The organism is Streptomyces sp. JL2001 (assembly GCF_050917515.1).
Taxonomy (GTDB): domain Bacteria; phylum Actinomycetota; class Actinomycetes; order Streptomycetales; family Streptomycetaceae; genus Streptomyces.
Genome location: NZ_CP169421.1, coordinates 210,969 through 231,655, shown reverse-complemented (window position 1 = coordinate 231,655; position 20,687 = coordinate 210,969). Strand labels below are relative to the sequence as shown.

General features: G+C 67.6%; 17 protein-coding genes. 15 read left to right on the top strand and 2 right to left on the bottom strand.

Going from position 1 to position 20,687, the window contains the following annotated elements:
• Positions 1-120 precede the first annotated feature (120 nt).
• The 14 genes from ACE1OA_RS01040 (at position 121) to ACE1OA_RS00975 (ending at position 18,433) form a co-directional block, all read left to right on the top strand.
• Positions 121-1,542 carry a peptide ABC transporter substrate-binding protein gene (locus ACE1OA_RS01040; protein WP_356606321.1) on the top strand — a complete coding sequence of 474 codons (1,422 nt, stop codon included), beginning with the start codon at positions 121-123 and terminating at the stop codon, positions 1,540-1,542.
• A gap of 74 nt (positions 1,543-1,616) precedes the next feature.
• A complete protein-coding gene (locus ACE1OA_RS01035; RefSeq protein WP_356606319.1) occupies positions 1,617-2,543 on the top strand; it encodes an ABC transporter permease in 927 nt (308 codons plus the stop codon).
• Entirely contained in the window at positions 2,536-3,477 is a 942-nt protein-coding gene (locus ACE1OA_RS01030) for an ABC transporter permease (protein WP_432752034.1), read from the top strand. Before ACE1OA_RS01035 ends, ACE1OA_RS01030 begins: the two co-directional genes overlap by 8 nt.
• Positions 3,474-4,487 (top strand): ABC transporter ATP-binding protein, encoded by a 1,014-nt coding sequence (locus ACE1OA_RS01025; protein ID WP_384867186.1) that lies wholly within the window; start codon positions 3,474-3,476, stop codon positions 4,485-4,487. The genes ACE1OA_RS01030 and ACE1OA_RS01025 overlap by 4 nt, the downstream gene beginning before the upstream one ends.
• Complete coding sequence (locus tag ACE1OA_RS01020; protein WP_432752033.1) at positions 4,471-5,481, top strand: ABC transporter ATP-binding protein; 1,011 nt, start codon at positions 4,471-4,473, stop codon at positions 5,479-5,481. Before ACE1OA_RS01025 ends, ACE1OA_RS01020 begins: the two co-directional genes overlap by 17 nt.
• The gene (locus ACE1OA_RS01015) at positions 5,478-7,472 is read left to right on the top strand and encodes an N-acetylmuramoyl-L-alanine amidase (RefSeq protein ID WP_432752032.1); all 1,995 of its coding nucleotides are present in this window, start codon (positions 5,478-5,480) and stop codon (positions 7,470-7,472) included. The genes ACE1OA_RS01020 and ACE1OA_RS01015 overlap by 4 nt, the downstream gene beginning before the upstream one ends.
• 134 nt (positions 7,473-7,606) lie before the next feature.
• Positions 7,607-8,830: a C39 family peptidase gene (locus ACE1OA_RS01010; RefSeq protein WP_432752031.1), complete on the top strand. Its 1,224-nt coding sequence runs from the start codon at positions 7,607-7,609 to the stop codon at positions 8,828-8,830.
• 963 nt (positions 8,831-9,793) lie between these two features.
• Positions 9,794-11,527, top strand: coding sequence for a prolyl oligopeptidase family serine peptidase (locus tag ACE1OA_RS01005; RefSeq protein WP_432752030.1), 1,734 nt, complete (start codon positions 9,794-9,796; stop codon positions 11,525-11,527).
• Positions 11,524-12,453 carry a S66 peptidase family protein gene (locus ACE1OA_RS01000; RefSeq protein ID WP_432752029.1) on the top strand — a complete coding sequence of 310 codons (930 nt, stop codon included), beginning with the start codon at positions 11,524-11,526 and terminating at the stop codon, positions 12,451-12,453. The genes ACE1OA_RS01005 and ACE1OA_RS01000 overlap by 4 nt, the downstream gene beginning before the upstream one ends.
• Complete coding sequence (locus ACE1OA_RS00995) at positions 12,453-13,307, top strand: M55 family metallopeptidase (protein ID WP_432752028.1); 855 nt, start codon at positions 12,453-12,455, stop codon at positions 13,305-13,307. Before ACE1OA_RS01000 ends, ACE1OA_RS00995 begins: the two co-directional genes overlap by 1 nt.
• A gap of 217 nt (positions 13,308-13,524) precedes the next feature.
• Positions 13,525-14,865 (top strand): M20/M25/M40 family metallo-hydrolase, encoded by a 1,341-nt coding sequence (locus tag ACE1OA_RS00990; RefSeq protein WP_432754021.1) that lies wholly within the window; start codon positions 13,525-13,527, stop codon positions 14,863-14,865.
• A gap of 25 nt (positions 14,866-14,890) precedes the next feature.
• The gene (lysA, locus tag ACE1OA_RS00985; protein ID WP_432752027.1) at positions 14,891-16,198 is read left to right on the top strand and encodes a diaminopimelate decarboxylase; all 1,308 of its coding nucleotides are present in this window, start codon (positions 14,891-14,893) and stop codon (positions 16,196-16,198) included.
• A gap of 186 nt (positions 16,199-16,384) precedes the next feature.
• Positions 16,385-17,692, top strand: coding sequence for a diaminopimelate decarboxylase (locus ACE1OA_RS00980; protein WP_432752026.1), 1,308 nt, complete (start codon positions 16,385-16,387; stop codon positions 17,690-17,692).
• A gap of 327 nt (positions 17,693-18,019) precedes the next feature.
• Positions 18,020-18,433 (top strand): DUF6479 family protein, encoded by a 414-nt coding sequence (locus ACE1OA_RS00975; RefSeq protein WP_384867178.1) that lies wholly within the window; start codon positions 18,020-18,022, stop codon positions 18,431-18,433.
• Between the two features lie 443 nt (positions 18,434-18,876).
• On the opposite strand, the gene ACE1OA_RS00970 is transcribed toward ACE1OA_RS00975, so the two are convergent.
• On the bottom strand, positions 18,877-19,023 hold the full coding sequence (locus tag ACE1OA_RS00970) for a hypothetical protein (protein WP_432754129.1): 147 nt from the start codon (positions 19,021-19,023) through the stop codon (positions 18,877-18,879).
• 10 nt (positions 19,024-19,033) lie between these two features.
• On the opposite strand from ACE1OA_RS00970, the gene ACE1OA_RS00965 reads away from it, so the two are divergent.
• On the top strand, positions 19,034-19,465 hold the full coding sequence (locus ACE1OA_RS00965) for an MMPL family transporter (protein WP_432754020.1): 432 nt from the start codon (positions 19,034-19,036) through the stop codon (positions 19,463-19,465).
• Between the two features lie 240 nt (positions 19,466-19,705).
• Here the strand turns inward: ACE1OA_RS00965 and ACE1OA_RS00960 are convergent, their stop codons facing one another.
• Entirely contained in the window at positions 19,706-20,446 is a 741-nt protein-coding gene (locus ACE1OA_RS00960) for a peptidoglycan recognition protein family protein (protein WP_384867174.1), read from the bottom strand.
• Positions 20,447-20,687 lie beyond the last annotated feature (241 nt).

Below are 20,687 nucleotides of genomic sequence, written 5' to 3'. Positions count from 1 at the left end.
CCCACCGATTCTGCGAAACCGAAAGGTGCTTCCAACAAGCCCGGCGGAACTTACTCGGTTGCTCTGACCGAACCGGACCATCTGCTGCCCGGCCGCACCACCAGCAGCTACTCGCTTCAGGTGCTGCAAGGCCTCTTCGACACACCGGCCACCCTCGACCCCGAGGACGGCAGCGTCAGACCGCTCGCCGCCACATCGTGGACCACCACCGACAACATCGTGTGGACGATCAAGTTCAGACCCGGGACGACGTTCCACAACGGGGAGAAGGTCACCGCCCACAGCTATGCCGACGCCTGGAGCGCCGCCGCCTACGGGCCGAACGGCTGGGACGCCAACTACTACTTCTCGCAGATCAAGGGATACGACACCCTCAACCCTTCCGAAGAAGGTGCCAAACCCTCGTCGCAGCGACTCGCCGGCTTGACGGTCGTGGACGACGACACGCTCCAAGTGACCCTGAACGCGCCATTCGGCCAGTTCCCCATGCTGCTGTCGTTCCCCGCGTTCGCGCCCCTGCCCAAGGCGGCGATCACCGACCCCGACGCCTTCGACACCGCGCCGATAGGCAACGGGCCCTACCAGGTCGAAGGCACGTGGGAGCGCAACCAGAAGATCAGCCTGAAGAAGTTCGCCGCCTACACCGGCCCGCGGAAGCCGATGGCCGACCGCGTCGACTTCAAGATCTACACGAGCCGTGAGACAGCGTTCACGGAACTTCAGGCCGGCAACGTCGACATCCTGACCACCGTCCCCGCCGCCAACACCACGCAGGCCAAGCGGCTCTTCGGAGACCGGTTCTCGATCCGACCCAGCGGAACGATGGACTACCTCGGACTGCCGGTGAAGGACCGGCGCTTCGCTGACCCCCGCATCCGCAAGGCCCTGTCGATGGCCATCGACCGCAAAGGCATCACGCAGGCCATCTACAACGGCGTGTACAAGCCGGCGACGTCCATCACGGGTGACATGATCCCCGGTCACCGCGCTGAGGCATGCGGCGCCACCTGCACCTACGACCCTGCCGCAGCCAGGCAGCTCCTGGCGGAGGCCGGTGGATTCACGGGGACGCTCGAGCTCTACTTCTCCAACTCGGACCCCACCTACGAGCAGTGGATGACCTCCGTCGCCAACCAGCTCAAGGACAACCTCGGCATCAAGGACGTGAGGTTCCGCAAGATGGCGCCCGCGGACCTGTCCACCCTGCTCAACGGGCAGCGCAACAAGGGGCCCTTCCGTCAGAACTGGGTGATCGACTACCCCAGCATCCAGAACTACCTTGACGGCCTCTACTACCCCGGTAACAGGTCGGGCTGGAGCAACAAGGAGTTCGACGCCCTCGTCAAGCAGGGCAACGCCGCCCAGGGGGCCGAGGCCATCGCCGCCTACCAGCGGGCCGAAGACATCGCGCTGCGCGAGCTTCCCTACATCCCTCTGTGGAACTGGCAGGACCAGTCCGCATGGAGCGACAAGGTGGCCAACGTCGTCATCGACCCCTACGTCAGCGGGTTGCACCTGGACCGCGTCACCGTCAGCCAGTGACGCCGTAACCGACCCCTCCGCGGGACCTCTGCCCAGGGCGTCCCGCGGACCGATCCTCCGAAGGACCGTCCGCCGTGTGGAGATTCGTCGTCCGCCGTCTGCTGCACGCACTGCCCGTGCTCGTGGGCACCACCTTCCTCATCTACACCCTGGTGTTCATTCTCCCCGGTGACCCCATCCAAGGACTCGCCGGCGACAAGCCCGTCGCACCGGCGGTACTGGCCGAGATGCACGCCCGATACCACCTCGACGACCCCCTCTGGATGCAGTACACGCACTACATCACCGGCGTGGTGACCGGCGACCTCGGAACCACCTTCACCGGACGGGAGGTCTCCGACCTCCTGGCCGACCGCTGGGCCGTCACCATCCAGCTCGGCCTCACCGCCTGGGTTCTCGAAGTCATCCTCGGCATGGCACTAGGGGTCTGGGCGGGTCTGCGCAAAGGCAGATGGGACGACAGCTTCGTGCTCTTCGGAACCACGGTCGTCATCTCGGTCCCGGTCTTCGTCGTCGGCTACCTCGCGCAACTCGTCTTCGGGGTGCAGCTCGGCTGGCTTCCCGTTGCGGGCACCGAGGGTGGATGGCCCCTCGCCTACCTCCTGCCAGGGCTGGTCCTGGCGTCCTTCGGCCTCGCCTACGTCGCTCGGCTCACCCGCTCATCCCTCATCGAGAATCTGCGAGCGGACTACGTCCGCACAGCCCACTCCAAAGGACTGAGCCGGCGGCGCGTGGTCGTGAAGCACACGCTGCGCAACTCCCTCATCCCCGTCGTCACCTTCCTGGGCCTCGAACTGGGCGGACTCATGGCCGGGGCGATCGTGACGGAGTACATCTTCAACCTGCCGGGCGTCGGCCAGCAGCTGTTCCAATCCATCCAGCTGCGCGAAGGCCCGGTCGTCGTAGGCACCACCACCGCCCTCGTCCTCATCTTCCTGCTCGCCAACCTGCTCGTCGACCTGCTCTACGGCCTGCTCGACCCGAGGATCCGCCATGACTGACACAGCCAGAGCGCAGACGGCCGTCACCACCGTCGCCGACAGCACCGCCACGTCCGCCCCGGCGGCACCCGCGACCGGCGAACGGGCATCCCTGAGCAGGGACGCCTGGCGCGAGCTTCGCGCCCGCCCCACGGTGTGGGCGGCCACGATCACCCTCTTGATCATGACCGCGCTGGCGGCAGCGCCCGGCATCCTCACCACGCTGCTGACCGAAGGCGGTGATCGATGCGACCTGGTCAACTCCAAGGTCGGACCATCCGCCGGCCACCCCTTCGGTTTCGACCTGCAAGGCTGCGACTATCTCGCCCAGGTCATCCGCGGCACCCGTCCCTCGCTCGTCGCCGGTCTCGCCGTCACCGCCGCGTCCCTCCTGATCGCCGTCGTCCTCGGTCTGCTCTCCGGCTTCTACGGTGGCTGGCTCGATGCCCTGGTCTCCCGCATCACGGACATCTTCTTCGGCCTCCCCTTCGTGCTCGGTGCGACCGTCATCCTCGTCGCCTTCCCCGACCACGGACTCGGCGCGATGGTGCTCGTCCTCACAGCCCTGGGGTGGACGACCATGACACGCATCATGCGAGGCCAGGTCATGGCACTCACCGGTGCCGACTACGTGCGCGCCGCCCGCATGCTGGGCGCACGTCCGCTGCGCCTCATGATGCGCCACATCCTTCCCAACGCGATCACCCCCGTGATCGTGGTCGCCATGCTCAACGTCGGAGCCGTCATCTCGGGCGAGGCGACCCTCGACTTCCTGGGGGTAGGGCTGCAATACCCCCAGGTGTCCTGGGGGCTCCAACTGAACGCGGCGCAGGCCTTCGTCCTCGACTACCCGCACCTGCTGCTGTTCCCCGCGCTCTTCCTGTCCGCGACCGTGCTGAGCTTCATCCTCCTCGGCGACGCCGTGCGCGACGCCTTCGACCCTCGACTGAAATGAGCGCCGTGTCCGCCGCCCCACCACCGCTTCTGCAGGTCGAGGACCTCAGCGTCGAATTCCGGACGCGGCGCGGCATCGTCCGCGCTGTCAACGGTCTCTCCTACACCCTCGCGGAAGGCGAGACCCTGGCCCTCCTCGGCGAATCCGGGTCAGGGAAGTCCGTTGCCGCGCAGGCCGTCATGGGCCTCCTCGACACCCCGCCCGCGCACATCACCCGTGGCACCGCCCGACTCCGGGGCGATGACCTCCTCTCCATGGCGCCGGATCACCACCGACTGGTGCGAGGTACACGCATCGCGATGATCTTCCAGGACGCCCTGACCGCGCTCAACCCCGTGCTGTCGGTGGGGGAGCAGCTGGCCGAAATGTACCGAGTGCACCGCGGAATGCCGCGCAAGGCCGCGCTCGCCCGATCGATCGAGCTCATGGACCGTGTCCGCATCCCAGCCGCGGCTCGCCGCGTCCACGACTACCCGCACCAGTTCTCCGGCGGCATGCGCCAGCGCGTCATGATCGCCATGGCGCTCGCCCTCGACCCGGAAGTCGTGATCGCCGACGAACCCACGACAGCTCTCGACGTCACCGTCCAGGCGCAAATCATGCGGCTTCTCAAACAGCTACAAGATGAGACCGACATGGGTCTTCTCCTGATCACCCATGACCTCGGCGTGGTCGCCGAAGCAGCCGACAGGATCACCGTGATGTACGCGGGCCGCACCGTGGAGTCCGCCGAAGCCGACGACCTCTACACACGACCTGCCCATCCCTACACCCGAGGACTACTGAACTCCGTCCCGCGAATCGACCGCCTGGGCAAGCCCCTCATCCCCATTGCCGGCACCCCGCCCTTGCCCACCGCCGTCCCGGAAGGCTGCGCCTTTCACCCTCGCTGCCCCCGTGCCGAAGCGCGATGCGAGACCGAAGCACCCACACTGCGCTCCCTTCCGACCACGGGCCATCAGAGCGCCTGCCACTTCGCCGAGGAGGTACACCATGCCTCCGTCGGCTGACACCACCCCAGCCTTCCTGACAGCCCAAGGGCTCACCCGGCACTTCCCGATCACGGAAGGTGTGCTGCTCAAACGGCACACAGGATCGGTCAGGGCCGTAGACGGCATCGACCTCACGGTCCGGCGCGGAGAGACACTCGGCATCGTCGGCGAGTCCGGCTGCGGAAAATCCACCCTGGCCGCCCTGCTGATGGCCCTCGACCGGCCTACGTCAGGCACTATCACGATCGACGGCAAGAACCTGTTCACGCTGCCGGGCAAGGAACTGCGCCTCATCCGCCGTCGTGTCCAGATGGTCCTGCAGGACCCCTACACCTCACTCAATCCACGCATGACAGCAGGGCAGATCGTGGGGGAACCGTTCGCGATCCACGCGGACACGGTCCCCAGGAACGAGCGCACCTCCCGGGTGGAAGCACTCCTCACAACGGTAGGCATGGATCCCTCCCACAGCACCCGATACCCCCACCAGTTCTCCGGCGGACAGCGCCAGCGGCTCGGCATCGCACGCGCCCTGGCCCTGGGCCCGGAGCTGCTCCTGTGCGACGAACCCGTCTCCGCCCTGGACGTCTCCGTCCAAGCACAGATCCTCAACCTCCTGGACGACCTGCGCAAGAACCTCAACCTCGCTTGCGTCTTCATCTCCCACGATCTCGCCGTGGTGCAGCACCTGTGCGACCGGATCGCCGTGATGTACCTGGGAAAGATCGTGGAGACCGGGACGCGAGAGGAGATCTACACGCAGGCGCGCCACCCCTACACCCGCGCCCTCCTCGCCGCAGCGCCGATTCCCGACCCCCGGCGGCAGGCAACCACTGAACAGCACCTCTTGGAGGGAGATCTGCCCTCTCCCGCCTCACCACCCTCCGGCTGCCGCTTCCGTACCCGCTGCCCCTACGCCCGCGAACAGTGCCTGACCGAACCGGAGCTTCGAGTACGCCAGGGAACCCAACACCTCACCGCCTGCCACTTCCCCGTAACTGACCCCGCATGAAGGAGGAGTACGTGACACCACACAGCCGGCCCAGAGGGACGGCGACCACCGCCATGATCACCACGGCTCTGCTCATCGGAACGTTCGCCCCGGCCACGGCCCAGGACCGACCTCCCCAACACTCCAGGGCGGCCTCGGACACCACGACCCGAGCCTCGCTCTTTCACTCCGCGAGCGAGCACCACAAGGTTCCTGAACCCGTCCTGCTGGCCGTTTCCTATCTGGAAAGCAGATGGGACCACCACGGCGGCACACCCAGCATGGACGCGGGATACGGACCCATGCACCTGACCGACGCCCGAGGAGCCCTCGCCGGCACGCCTCATCACTCCGATGGCGACGAAGACCCCCGAGGCGACGCATCCCGCCCTACGCTGTCACCTGACGCAGTGACAGAGAACAATCCGAGCCCCGAAGTCCTGCAGACCCTCGACAAGGCCGCCGATCTGACCGGACTGCCCACCGGACTCCTCAAGACGGACCCGGCCGCCAATATCGAAGGCGGAGCCGCCCTCCTGGCCGCCTATCAGGTGGCCACCGGCGCGCCCCTCAGCTCCGACCCCGCCCAGTGGTACGGAGCGGTCGCCGCCTACTCCGGTGCAACGGAGAGCGGCACGGCGCGACGGTTCGCCGACGACGTCTTCACTCTGATCAATTCCGGACAGTCGAGGCGTACAGACGACGGAACCGTGGTCACACTGGCTCCGCTCACCGTCGAACCGGCGACCGGGCAGCTGGACAAGCTCGCGTTGAAGACCACGGCTCCCGGCGCTGAGTGCCCCCGCGAACTGGCCTGCGAATGGCTCCCCGCGCCGTACCAGATGCTGTCCGAAACCGCGGGCGACTTCGGCAACCACGACCTTTCCGACCGCCCCGGCAATCAAGCCATCGACTACATCGTCATCCACGACACGGAAGCCACCTGGAAGACCACCCTCCAGCTGGTCCAGGACCCCACCTACGTGTCCTGGCACTACAGTCTCCGCTCGGCGGACGGCCATATCGCCAACCACGTACGGGCCAAGGACGTCGGCTGGCACGCCGGCAACTGGTACGTCAACTCCAAGTCCATCGGACTGGAGCACGAAGGATTCCTGGCCCAGGGCGGCCAGTGGTACACCGAGGCGATGTATCGAACGTCCGCCCGGCTCGTTCGCTACCTGGCGAAGAGGTACGCCATCCCGCTCGACAGGGCGCACATCATCGGGCACGACAATGTCCCGGGCACCGTCCCCGCGAACGTCGCGGGCATGCACCAGGACCCCGGACCGTACTGGGACTGGGACCACTACTTCGACCTGCTGGGCAAGCCGTTCAAAGCCCAAGGCCCGTCGACCTCGCAGCTCGTCACCATCCATCCCGACTATGGCAGCAACAACGAGCCGTACTACTGCGGAGCGACCCCGGCCGACCTCTGCCCCGTCCACGGATCCGCGTCCATCACGCTGCGCACCGAACCGCGTGACGACGCGCCGCTGGTCACCGACATCGGCATCAGGCCGTCCCCCGGCTCGTGGTCCGTCTACAACCATGCCGCCCGGGTGAGCACAGGCCAGAGATACGTCGTGGCGGAGCGACGCGGCGCGTGGACGGCCCTGTGGTACCTGGGGCAGAAGGGCTGGTTCAAGGACGACGCCGGGCGCGGCAAGACTCTTCCCGCCAAGGGGCTGGTGGCCCAGCTTCGTCCCGGTCTCGACAGCGCTCCCCTCTATGGTCGCGCCTACCCGGAGGCCGAGGCGTACCCGTCGGACATCCCGGTCCAGCCGCTGGTACCGCTCCAGTACACGCTTCTTCCCGGGCAGTCCTACAGCGTCGGCCAGAGCGTGAACGGGGAGTATTACCACTCCAAGACCTTCGAGCTTGCCGGCCACACCGTGGTCCGCGGATCGATCCGGTACCACCAGGTGCAGTACGGCCACCGCATCATGTTCGTCCGGGCGGACGACGTGCTGGTCAGGTCCTCCGAACGCCTGCCTCGAGCTTTGGACTAGCAGCTGCTGATGGTGAGGCCCGGAGACCCTTCCGCGGAGCTCCGGGCCGATAGCATGTGGGCCCCGCCCCGCTGACAGCGCCAGGCCGGGTTTCACCGGAGGACACCCGGATCTACAGAGACGGCAGGAAGACCGTGACAGGCGAGAATCGCGGGCAAGAGACTGATCCATCCACGCTCAAGGCGGTCCTGCACCGCTGGGCAGACGCTCGCCGATTCGCCGACGCTCCTCTCGGAAGCACAGCCTGGTGGGACGGAGCCTTGCGTCTGCGGTCTCCGGAGGGCAGCGAGACCTTCGTCGACCAGCACGGCCACGCGACCGTCGCGTGGAAGTACGGCACCTACTCGACCGGCTGGCAGGACCTGCCCTTTCCCGCCCAGGAGCTCATCCCCTCGTGGACCGCCGACACGCCCGCGGCCACTCGCCTGACAGTGCGCCTCCGGGTGCGTGACGCTCAAGGAGGGGAATCCCCCTGGTTCGTCATGGGCCACTGGGCGTCGAGTGACGAAGTCGTCCACCGAACCACCGTGCCCGGACAGACCGGCTCGTTCGGAACGGCGGACGTGGACGTCTTCGTGGCGGCCGCAGGCCGACCGGTCCTGGCCTACGAGCTCGAAGTCCGCCTCGCACGCACCGATGACGCTCCCGAGGGCCCCTCGGTACGCGCCCTTCAGCTTTCGGCATCGGCCATCCCCGCTGACCGTCGACAAACAGTCAGCGGGCCGGGCGGGGCGTGGGGAACGGTGCTGGACGTCCCGCGCCGCTCCCAGGAGCTGCACACCGGTCACAGCCCCCAATGGGACGGGGGCGGAGAAGCCTGGTCCGCTCCGGCCTGCACCGCCATGCTCACGGAGTACTTCGGCTGCGGACCCGCCGACTCCGAAATGCTCTGGATCGATCCCGCGGACACAGCACCCCAGGTGGACTTCACCGCAAGAGCGGTCTACGACTACGCATACAAAGGCTGCGGCAACTGGGCCTTCAACGCCGCCTATCCCGCGCGTTACGGCCTTGCGGGTCTGGTCACCCGACTCCGCTCGCTGAACGAGCTCGAACGCTTCATCACCGCCGGCATTCCCGTTGCCACGGCACAGAGCTTCCGCATAGGCGAGCTCGCGGGAGCAGGCTACTCACCTGCCGGGAGCATCAAGATCGTCTGCGGCTTCACGATCGACGGCGACGTGGTGGTCAACGACCCCTTGTCCGAGACCGATGACCAGGTACGGCGGACCTACCCGCGGGGCGAGTTCGAGCACGTGTGGCTGTCGGCGTCGGGAGGTGGGGGAGTCGTCTATCTCATCCACCCGCCGAGCCTGCCGCTCCCCGACAACGTTCCCGGCCTCGAGCCCAACTGGTAGTTCGGGGGCATCCTCCCTGCCGACTCTCGGGCCTGTCGGATGGGTCGAGGGACAGACCGCTGACCGCGCCGATCACGCCGGGCGGGGAGGCGGCGCGCCGCCGTTGACCCTGGTCCTGGACGATCCGCGTGCCGCGCCCGACAGGGTGGATCCCTCCGCTCCTGACCCTCGAGACAAGGATCGAGACGTGGGCGACGAAATGTCGTCGCTCGGCCGCAGGGGCAGGACCTTTTGTTGATCGTCTGCGCCGAGGTCCTTCCCTAGCGTGTTCCTCATGAGAACGCTTCGCGACCACGACCGCGGCTTGTGCGGCTGGTTGGCCTTCCGCCGTCCGTCACCCTGATCTGCTGCCCCTTTCTCACCGGCAGAGCCGATGCAACCCTGCCTTCGCACGATGCCCATCGAGCTCGCCTTGGTCGAGGGCGGTCCGCCTGTCGCACCGGCCCGCGCACACCGCAGTTCCTTCTGAACCCTGTCGGCGTCTCGTATCGCAGCTCAGGGTTCCCAGAACGCTTGCACCAGGCGTCCGTCGCAGTGCGCGTACGCCGCTGCAGGTCCCCTTCTTCGCCATGCCTACTCAGTCCTCCTTCGACTCTCACTCGATCTCCACGCCTCCGTACGGGGGCACTAGGCGGTGACTGTATGAGCCACACTGCTGACGTCCAGCCGACAACCACAGCCTTTGAAGCTTGGGATTCCGAGATCAGCGCCGCAGACGTCGCCCGGGATGACGGGGCGCCCGGATGGGTCGCCCTCGCTGCGGGGGACGTGTGGTGGGACGAGCCCAGGCCGCACGAAGCAGGTCGTCGGTGCGTCGTGCGTGCGAGGCCGGACGGAACGGTCCAGGACGCGCTGCCGCCGGGATTCGACGCTCGTAACCGCCTCCACGAGTACGGAGGACGCGCTTGGCGGCACACGGGTGATCGCCTGGTCTTCACCCACTGGGCCGACCAGCGTGTCTACGTGTATCACCCCGACAACCAGGATGCTCCTCGCCCCGTTACCCCCGTCCAGAAGGGCGTCACCTACGGAGACCTGTACGTGCCCGCTGCGCGGGACGAGGTCTGGGCCGTACGCGAACGGCAGCGCAACGGAGTGCGCGACGCGGAGCGCGCCCTCGTGGCCATCTCGCTGAGCACGGGCGCCGAACGAACCCTTGCAGCGTCTCATCACTTCATGGCATGCCCCCGCCTGGCACCCGACGGCCGTCACATGTCCTGGATCGGATGGGACCATCCGCACATGCCGTGGGACAGCTCCCAGCTGTGCGTCGCCCCGTTGCGGACAGATGGAACAGCCGGCCCGCACCGTGTACGGGCCGGAGGGCGCGGCGAATCCGTTGTCCAGGCCGAGTGGCGGGACCCGGACAGCATCTGGGCGGTCACCGACCCCGACGGATGGTGGAACCTGCACATCGTGCCGGCACGCTCCGGACCCGCTCAGCCGGTCCACCCATCCGCGGAAGAATTCGGCGGAGCCCTCTGGAAGCCCGGTGCCGTGTGGTTTGCTCCCCTACCGGATGGTCGGGCTGTCGCCATCCACGGGACGGGAGCCGGGCGCCGGCTCTCTCTCGTCGACCCCGACGCAGGACCGGGCCGCCGGAGGCTCACCCCACTGGATCTGCCGTTCACCGACTTTGCCCAGACCATCGAGACGGACGGCAGCGTCGTTGCCGCGGTCGGCGCGAGTACGACGACCCCCTATCGGGTCTTCACCATCGCCCTACCGACAGCGGGAGAACGTACCCCCGAGCTGCGCCTCGTCTCTCCCTCCGCGCTTCCCCCGGTCGACCCGTCCTGGCTCCCACGACCCACGTCTCGCACCTTTCATCCCGGCAAGATCGGCGAGACACCTTCCAGGGGTGGGGTGAACGACCTGCCGCCGGTGCACGCCCATACTTTTCCGCCCACGAACCCTCATCACACCCCCACGGCGGGCCAGCGCCCTCCTTGGGTGATCTTCGTTCACGGCGGCCCCACGGGGGACTACCCGATGGTCTACGACCTGGAGATCGCCTACTTCACGAGCCGTGGCATCGGTGTTGCCGCAGTCGACTACGGCGGTTCCGTGGGCTACGGCCGCGCGTACCGTGAACGTCTCAACGGCACATGGGGTGTCGTCGACGTCCAGGATTGCGTCACCGTCGCGCAGGCACTGGTGCATGAAGGGCTCGCTGACCCCGATCGCCTTGCCATTCGAGGGGGAAGCGCCGGGGGCTGGACCGCCCTCGCCGCTCTCACCCACACCAAAACCTTCGCCGGCGCCGTCTCCATGTACGGCATCACCGATCCCCTCGCCTGGGCAGCCACTACTCATGACTTCGAGTCCCGCTATCTGGACGGACTGATCGGTCCCCTGCCGGAGAGCGCCGCACTCTACGAGGAGCGCTCTCCCGTTCTCGCTGCCCGGAACGCGAACGGCCCCGCACTTCTGCTGCACGGACTCGAAGACGCGATCGTGGACCCGGACCAGTCCGCCGCGATGGCACGGGCCATGCGCGTCGCCGGCCTGCCCTACCGGCACGCAGAGTTCCCCGGCGAGCGCCACGGCTGGCGACGTGCTGAGACCATCCGTGCAGCCCTTGAAGCCGAGATCGACTTCTACCAGCAGCTTTTCGCGCCGACCAGTCGTCCCGGCCGTCTGCAGGCAGGACCCGGCAAGCGGTGCACCTCGCCCACTCCTCTCGAGCGATCATGACCGCTGCCACCCGGAGACGCGTGTACCCGCCGTTGCTCCGGCCGGGTGACACAGTCGCTCTCATCGCGCCGGCCGGCCCCGTCAGTAGCCAGGAAATCGCTGCCGCCCAAGCACACCTGATGGCCTGGGGCCTGCAGGTACGCTCCACGTCTCGGCTGTCCAGTACCCACCACGAGTACCTCGCCGGCTCCGACGACGAGCGTCTCACCGACTTCACCGAAGCATGGCTCGACCCTGCGGTGCGAGCTGTCCTGTGTGCACGCGGCGGGTACGGAACCCAGCGCATCGCCGACCGACTCGACTACCGACTCCTCGCAACGGCAGGCCCCAAGTTTCTCGTCGGCTCCAGTGACATCACCTGTCTTCTGCAAGCCGTCGGCGATCAGCTCGACCTGATCACGCTGCACGGTCCCATGCCTGCCTGCCGGCCTGTGAGGGAGGATCCGGAGACCGCCCGGCACCTCCACGACGCCCTGTTCGGACCCCTCCCGCAGGCGATCCGTCTCGCCGGCCCCGCCATGGTTCCAGGACGCGCCCAGGGGCCCCTCACGGGCGGAAACCTCACCCTGCTCGCCTCGTCGACAGGAACGCGGACCGCCCCCACAGCGGACGGGCAACTCCTGGTACTCGAAGAGGTCGGCGAAGAGCCCTACGGTCTGGATCGATCGCTGACACAGCTTCGGCGCGCGGGCATCCTCCAACGCGCCGCAGGCATCGTCCTCGGTGACTTCACCCGATGTGGTCCCCCTCAGCAGGTCCTCACTCTCCTGCACGACCGGCTCTCAGATCTGGGGGTACCAGTGATCGCCGGCCTACCTGCCGGACACGGGACCCGTCAGCTCACGCTTCCCCTCGGTTCGTGCGCCGTGCTCGACACGGCCGTGCACCGCATCACCATCCCGTTGCCCGAAAGGACTCTGTGCTGATGCGCGTTCTCATCTCTGCGGACATGGAGGGCGCCACCGGCGTCACCTGCCCTGCCGATGTCGAACCGGGCACCGACTCGTGGACGCGTATGCGCCCGCTGTTCACCAGCGACGTGAATGCCGTCGTCGAAGGACTCTTCGCCGGCGGAGCAACCGACGTTCTCGTCAACGACGCCCACTACATGCAACGCAACCTGCTCCTCGAAGCCCTCGACCCCCGAGCCCGACTCCTGACCGGCCGGCACAAGCCGTTGGGCATGATGCAAGGTGCCGATCGCGCAGACGCCGTTGTCTTCCTCGGCTATCACACAGGCGCCGGGCAGCAGGGAGTTCTGTCGCACACCTACCTCGGGGCCGGACTCACCGCATTCCGCATCGACGGTGAGCCGGCCGACGAGGGCCGTATGAACGCCCTGCTGGCCGAGCAGTACGAGGTGCCCGTCATCCTGGTCACGGGCGACGACCTGGTGTGCGAGGCGGCACAAGTCTGGGTCCCCGGTGTGCGGACTGCCGCGGTCAAGGAGTGCGTGAGCAGGTACGCCGCCATTTGCCTTCCCCCGCTCCGCAGCGCCGAACTGCTGAGAACACGAGCAGAAGAGGCGGCTCGCGACCATGGCACGTCGAGCGCGCAGGACAGTTCGTCGGGATCACGGCGAGGCGGGGTTCGGCACCACCGGTTCGAGCTCGACTTCCACGCGCCCCACCTGGCTGCGGCCGTGCTTGCCGTGCCGACCACAGAGCCGAACGGTCCGTGCGGCATCGCCTTCACCGCACCGGACGCAACGACCGCGGCCAGGACCTTCAAGGTGTGCACCATCGTCGCAGGCGCAGCCATGGAGGAGCACTTCGACTGATCGACACCCCTGGCGCAAGCGCGGCACAGACCTCACCCCGAAGTCATCAGCCCGCACGTGACGGCCTTCCTCGGGGCCCGGGCGACTGCCTGCTGTTGCCGCGCAAGCCCGGATGCGAGCTCCCGGACCGACGCGACCGGTGTGCCCTCCGGTCGACCTCGACCTTGCGCGTTTCGAACGCAGTCGACTCACCCGCCTTCTTCGTGGAGAACCCGTGATAGCCCACCCTTTGCCCGGTCTGCACGCCACGTACGCAGCCGATGTCGGCGCTCTGTGCGCGGACCTCCTACGGATCGACACCACCAACGCGGGAGATGACGCGGGGCCAGGCGAGCGCGAAGCCGCCGAATACGTGGCCGGCGCGCTGGAAGAGGCAGGGATCTCCGCCACGCTCACCGAGCCGAAGCACCGACGCACCAGCGTTCTGGCCCGGATCCCGGGCAAGTCCACCATCTTGCCCCCACTCCTGATCCACGGGCACCTCGACACGGTGCCGGCAGACCCCCACGAGTGGTCACGGCATCCCCTGTCCGGTGACCTCCATCAAGGTCAGCTGTGGGGGCGCGGCGCGGTGGACATGAAAGGGACCGTCGCCATGACACTGTCCCTCGTGCGGGCCTGGGCCAAGTCGGGACAACGGCCCTGCCGCGACCTCGTTCTGGCGTTTCTCGCAGACGAGGAGTCGACCGGCGAACACGGAGCCCGCCACGTCGTGGCCAAACACAGGGATCTCCTCGCCGACGTCAAGGAGGCCGTCAGTGAGTCCGGCGGCTTCTCGGTCACAGTGAGGCCGAAGGGTGCGGCCGCGGACGCGCGCGTCTACCCCATCGCCGTCGGCGAGCGGGGCACGGCCTGGATGCGCCTCACGGCGAGTGGAACCGGTGGACACGGATCAGGACCGGGAGGGGACAACGCCGTCGCCGACCTCGTGCACGCACTCTCCCGCCTCGCGGGTCACACCTGGCCCGTCACCCTCACCCCGGCCGTTCACACTCTGCTGACCGCGCTCGACGAGGTGCTCGGCATCCGCATCGACCGAGACAGGCTCCAGGACGAGGCAAGGCGTCTCGGTCAACTCGGGGAGCTGTTCGACTGCACGATCCGCAACACCACCAATCCCACCGTGCTGAATGCGGGATGCAAGGTCAACGTCATTCCCTCGCATGCCCGCGCCGAAGTGGACGGACGCTTCCTGCCGGGGACCGAAGACGCCTTCCTGGACACGGTAGACCGACTCCTTGGGCCCAAAGTCACGCGGGAGTTCATCAACTGCGAGGCAGCCGTGGCCGCCGATCACGACGGACCTGCCTTTGCCGCGATGACCGAAGCGCTGCGCAGCCAGGACCCCCATGCCCGCCCAGTGCCGTTCATCCAGTCCGGCGGAACGGACGCCAAGTCCTTCGCCGAGATCGGCATCAGCACCTACGGCTTCGCGCCCGTCCTACTCGATCGGCATCAGCACTACTACGGCATGTTCCACGGTGTGGATGAGCGCGTGCCCGTTGCAGGTCTCGCCTTCGGAGTCCGGGTTCTGCATCGATTCCTGACCACCTACTGACCCCCTCAGCCCGGAAGGACCGAAAGTGAAGCGTCGAGACCATCTCTGGCCCGCCACGACCGTCCCCACCCCGCGGGGACTCCAGATCGGCGGAGTCCCCCTGCGAGACCTCGCGGATGAGTTCGGCACACCCGCATTCATCCTGGACGAAGAGGACTTCCGCATCCGGTGCCGCACCTGGCGCACCGCCTTCACCGACCACGACGTCTTCTACGCGGCGAAGTCCTTCCTCTGCCACCAGGTTGCTCGATGGATCAAGGAAGAAGGGCTGGGCCTTGACGTCTGTTCCGCCGCGGAGCTGCGCATCGCGCAACGCGCCGAAGTCCCTGGCGAGTCCTTGATCTTCCATGGCAACAACAAGTCGGCAGCCGAGCTGGAAGAGGCCGTCGCCTACGGCGTTTCGCTGATCGTGATCGATTCCTACGACGAGATCGCGCGACTCTCTGCCGTAGCGCAGAGGCAGGGTGTTCGCCAACAGGTACTCATCCGGGTGACCCCCGGCGTCGAGGCACACACCCACTCCTCCATCACCACCGGCACCGACGATCAGAAGTTCGGCTTCTCCCTTGCCGTCGGAAGCGCCCACCGCGCCATCGCCCAGGTCCTGCAGACCCCAGGCCTCGAACTCGTCGGTCTCCACAGCCATCTCGGATCGCAGATCCTCCGTCCTGACGTCTTCGAGACGGCGGCGGAGCGACTTGTCGACCTGATGGCTGACACAGCACGCACACACGGTGCACTCCTGCACCGTCTCGACCTCGGGGGCGGGTTGGGTATCGCCTACCTTCCCGGTGAGACTCCGCTCAACGTCGGCGATCTTGCTCCCCTGGTCGTCGCCAGGGTCCGCAAGGCATGCGAGCAGGCAGGACTCTCCATGCCGCGACTGGCCGTCGAGCCAGGCCGAGCGATCTCAGGACCGACCACAGTGACGCTCTACACGGTCGGCACGATCAAGCGACAGCCCGGACTGCGCACATGGGTGTCCGTCGACGGCGGCCTCAGCGACAACATGCGACCGAGCCTGTACGACGCGACCTACACGGCTTCAGTAGCCGGTAGAGCCGTCGGTGGCGGTTCGGTCGAGTCGTACGCCATCTGCGGAAGACACTGCGAAGCAGGTGACGTCCTCGTTCCCTCCGTGATCCTGCCGGCCGACCTGGCGGTAGGGGACCTCCTGGCCATTCCGGCCTCCGGTGCCTACCACCGTTCCATGGCCAACAACTACAACGGTCAACCTCGCCCGCCCGTCGTGTCGGTCCGCAACGGCACCGCCCGCACCCTCGTCCGAGGCGAGACCCTCGAAGACGTACTGCGTCTGGACGTCGAGTCGTGAAGGCGCGCATCGACCTGACCAGGCAGCCGACTCGTGAGCCGGCGGTACAGCGGCACATGGAATATCGCCCCGGGCTGATGACTCGGGCGGTGCATCCCCCTCCTCGGATCGGCAGCGGAACACCGCGACCCACGGCAGGGCAGTGCGAACGACACACCATTACGGACCTCGTGTGAAGGGAGAGGCATGCCGCACCCTGACGTGCTCCAAGCGGTACTCAAGCAAGCGGTGATCGAGGGCATCCTGGGCGAGAGGTTTCCGGTTGCCGGCTTCATCGACGTCCAAGGGGTACGAGAGAGCGTCAAGGCACTTCACGACGCCTTCGTACACGTACCGGACGTTCTTCATGCCTTCGCCGTCAAGGCATGCCCTCTGGTCCCCGTTCTGCGACTTCTCGCCGATACCGGCATGGCGTGCGAAGTAGCCAGCCCGGGCGAGACCCACCTCGCGCTGGCGGCGGGTTTCACCCCGGACCGCATCGTGCTCGACTCGCCGGCGAAAACCCGTGCCGAACTCCACGACGCCCTCACCCAGGGGGTCGCCGTGAACGCCGACAACCTCGCCGAACTTCGACGCATTGACGTGCTGCGTCCCCGAAGATCCCAGTCCGTCGTGGGCCTCCGCGTCAACCCCCAAGTCGGGGCCGGGACCATCGATGCCATGAGCACGGCGACGGCGCACTCCAAGTTCGGAGTCGCACTGGGCGACCCCGGCGTGCGGGATCAGATCCTCGAGGCCTTCCGGCACCGTCCTTGGCTCACCCGCCTGCATGCCCACGTCGGCTCGCAAGGTTGCCCCCTGCCCCTGATCGCGCAGGGCCTCGCTGCCCTGCACCGGCTGGCGGAGGAGATCAACGATGACGTGGGCCGACGGCAGGTCACGAGCCTCGATCTCGGTGGCGGGCTCCCCGTGAACTTCACGGACGACACAACCACCCCGACGTATGACGAGTACGTCCGTGCACTGACTCGCGCCGAACCGGCACTTCTGGATGGGAGATATCAGATAGTCACCGAGTTCGGCAGATCGCTCCTTGCCAAGAACGGCTTCACCGCAGCGGTCGTCGAGTACGTCAAGGACGCGGGCGGCCGACGGATCGCGCTCACCCACGCCGGCGCTCAGGTGGCCGTCCGCACCGTGTTCATGCCCGACTCCTGGCCACTGCGCATCACCGCTCACAAGCCCGACGGCACCCCCAAGCATCTCCAGGTGATCCCGCAGGACGTCGCAGGCCCGCTCTGCTTCGCCGGAGACGTCATCGCCCACGAACGACACCTGCCTGAGCTCGCGGAGCAGGACCTCATCGTCCTCCACGACACCGGGGCCTACTACTTCTCCTCGCCCTGGTCCTACAACAGTCTTCCCCGACCCGGCGCCTACGGGTTCCTGACCGAGGGCGGACATGTCTCACTCACCACCGTCCGAACGCCCCAGTCGATGAGCGAGATAGGGGAGGAAGGCGGCGTCTCTCACGCGGACGCCCTCCTCACGTGACTCGACGCCGGCACCTAGGAGCGTCTCCGAGCTTGTCCCGGATCTCGTGAGCGACCATGCCGCTCATTGTGCGCCCTTGCCGTCCTCGCTGCGCCGCTTCCCCAGCCTGGATCACGTCCGGAGGTAAGGGCGTCGGCCACTCTCAGGCCGCTCGCAACTGATCGTTGCCCGCGACAGCCGCAGTCATGGTGTGCACCCATGTATCGCCTCTGACGTGGTCTGGCGGCGCCCCTCTGGGCTCCCCCGGTACGGGAGCGCGTCCCGTCTCGCCCTTCGGTCGCGGACGCGTGTTCACGATGCTCGAACCTTTGAGCATCCGAAACCGTCATGAAGCAGGTATCTAGTGATATGAACCCATTCATCGCGGATTCTTCAGGAGGTGTGGCACTCGCCGGTGTCTGGCAGTCGGGCCTGGGGCAGGTTCTCGGCGGTCTCGTGATCGTGGCTGTACTGATCGGCGGATTCTTCCTGGGCATGCGTGTCCGGGACAAGGAATCCCCAACACCGAAGCCGGAGGAGCAGCCTCACCGCCCGGAGAACGGCGCCCTACCGGGGGAGGTGTCCGAGTACCGCCGACCAGCAGAGATGCCGCAAACCGACGGAGAGCACCGACTCATGCCGTACCAGCTCAAGGCCTCGGGCAGTGAGACCTCGACCGAACCACCGACCGAGGAGAAGCGGAAGTGGGGCGGGATCTCCAGCGGAGGCTTTGGCAGCGGAGGCACGGGCCACGGCGACTGAACGCCGGGCACCGCGGAGCGGCGACGCGCGGGCGCCGGATTCTCGGCCGGCCCCGGGCATCGCCTCTGTCTGGCGGCGGCCAACGACCGTCCCGGCAGCGTCGAGGGCAGGCCCTTCAGCCGCTGACCACGGACCTCGCCCTTCCGGCGGCGTGGCTGCCCCACCCGGCGCACCTGCGGTGTCAGCCTGTCCGTGAAGTCCTGCGAGAGGCTGACCCGCCGCAGCCGCCGAGATCGGGGCCCCGCCCCCAGCCCCCACGCGGACTGCTGGTGGCGCGACTCGAAGGCGCTGTACCCGGAGCGCGGGTGGCACCCTACGCCGACGACGAGGCGCTGCTGTCCGAGGACGGCAGGACGGGGGTCGTCGTCGTCCATCCGCGCCCGGTCCCGGGCGAGGACCCTTTCGCAGTCGCCCTGCCCGCCGTGGAGCGGGTGGCCGAACAGTCAGCCGGGAGGGCGACACTCACCGGGCAGGCCGCCCTGCAGCGGCAGGAAGGCGGGGGCGCCGGCGTGCTCGCCGAGACCCTCTTCGGCGGGATCGGCGCCCTGGTCGTGCTCCTCCCTCGTATCCGGTTCCGCGCTCGCTCTCACGCCGCTCCTCATCGCGGGTGCCTCGATCCTCGCCACCTCCCTGATCCTGTGGGGGCTGAGCGGCCTCACCGACGTGTCGTTCATCGTGCAGTACCTGCTCGCCCTCATCGGGCTCGGGGTCGCCATCGACTACTCGCTGCTCATTGTCACCCGCTGGCGCGAGGAACGAAGCCATCCCGCGGCAGGCCGGGAGCCGATGGACACGACCATGACCACGGCCGGGCGCTCCGTCCTGTTCTCCGGCATCACGGTTGCCGTCATCCTCGCCGCACTCATCGTCCTGCCGGTCCCCTTCCTGCGCAGTGTCGGCTTCACCGGTCTGCTCATTCCGCTCGTCAGCGTGATCGCCGCCCTGACCCTGTTGCCGCCCTCCTGCTCACAGCCGGCCGCTGGTTGGAACCCCATGACCGGGAACCATAGCCCCGATCACCGACGCCATTGATGACGAGCCACCAGCAACAGCGCCGGCGCTGGTCCGCATCGGCGAGACAGCTACGGAACGAGCCGTTGAGAAAGGGCGTTGCGAATGCCTTGCAGGGGAGCTCCGGGCACTCCGGGCGGCGCCAGCCAGAGAGACGAAGTCGTCAGGGGCCCGACACGAGCTGAGCCCCCACCCGCGACCGGGAGGGGGCCTGCGCCTGCCCAGGAGCGGACCTCTCAGGGCCGCTCCCCTGCCGGACCGTCAGGCGAACGTGGCGCTCCAGGTGGCCGGCCCGACGACACCGTCGACGGTCAGCCCCTTCCTTGACTGGAAGTTGCGGCAGGCCGTGTCCGAGCCCGGTCCGTACTGGCCGTCCACGGTGAGCGTGTAGCCGTGCGCGCTGTTCATCCGGTACTGCCAGGTCGACACGCTCGCGTGAACCAGGGCCGGCGGCTGACGGAAGGCGACCCCGGGGTAGGGCAACGGGCCGCCACCAGGGTTGACCTCGCCGTTGAGTACCCGCGTGTACAGGCTGCCCGGGCAGTCGGTCGAATGGTGGTCGCGATGACCGGTGATCGCCTGCGCGGCGCCGCCGGACACCCGCAGGCGATTGATCCCGTAGCGGATGGCATCGATCAGTCCGGCGGTGATGACGTCGTAGCTGCTGCTCGTGCCACCTGTCAGGGCGCAGACCGCATACCAGTCGTCGTTGCCCTGTGTGGTGCCCTGAGCAGCGGTACGGACGTTCTCGCCCCGGCCCTGGAAGAGGTATCCGTGGACGCACGCGAGATGGCTGTAGGCGATGTCCGACCAGCCGTTGGAGTCCATGTGATGGTTCTGGATGCCCCGCACCTGACCGGCGCAGTCAGCGTGATTGGCGCGGGCCACTTTCACGCCGTCGACATGGTGGACGACCACGCCGCCCTGCCCCGGGGTGATGGTGCTGCTGACACTCTCGGGAGCGCGAGCTCCCCATTGGGCGCGAGTGACGAATGTGGCCATCAGCTGCGTCCTCCGCGGCCCAAGGCGCAGCCGACAGCGGCGTTCAACGGCTCGGCATGAGCGCCCCGCGCAGCGTCGGAGCCGTAGACCGCTCCGGATTCGCGAGGGTTCGTGACGGGTGGCTCCTGGCTCCCCGGCGGAAGCGGGACAGCGGAGGCGTGTGCAGTTGTTCCCGAATGAATGACGGGCAGTGCGAGTGCACTGCCGACTGCCGCACGCAGAGTGACGCGGCGAGAGGGGC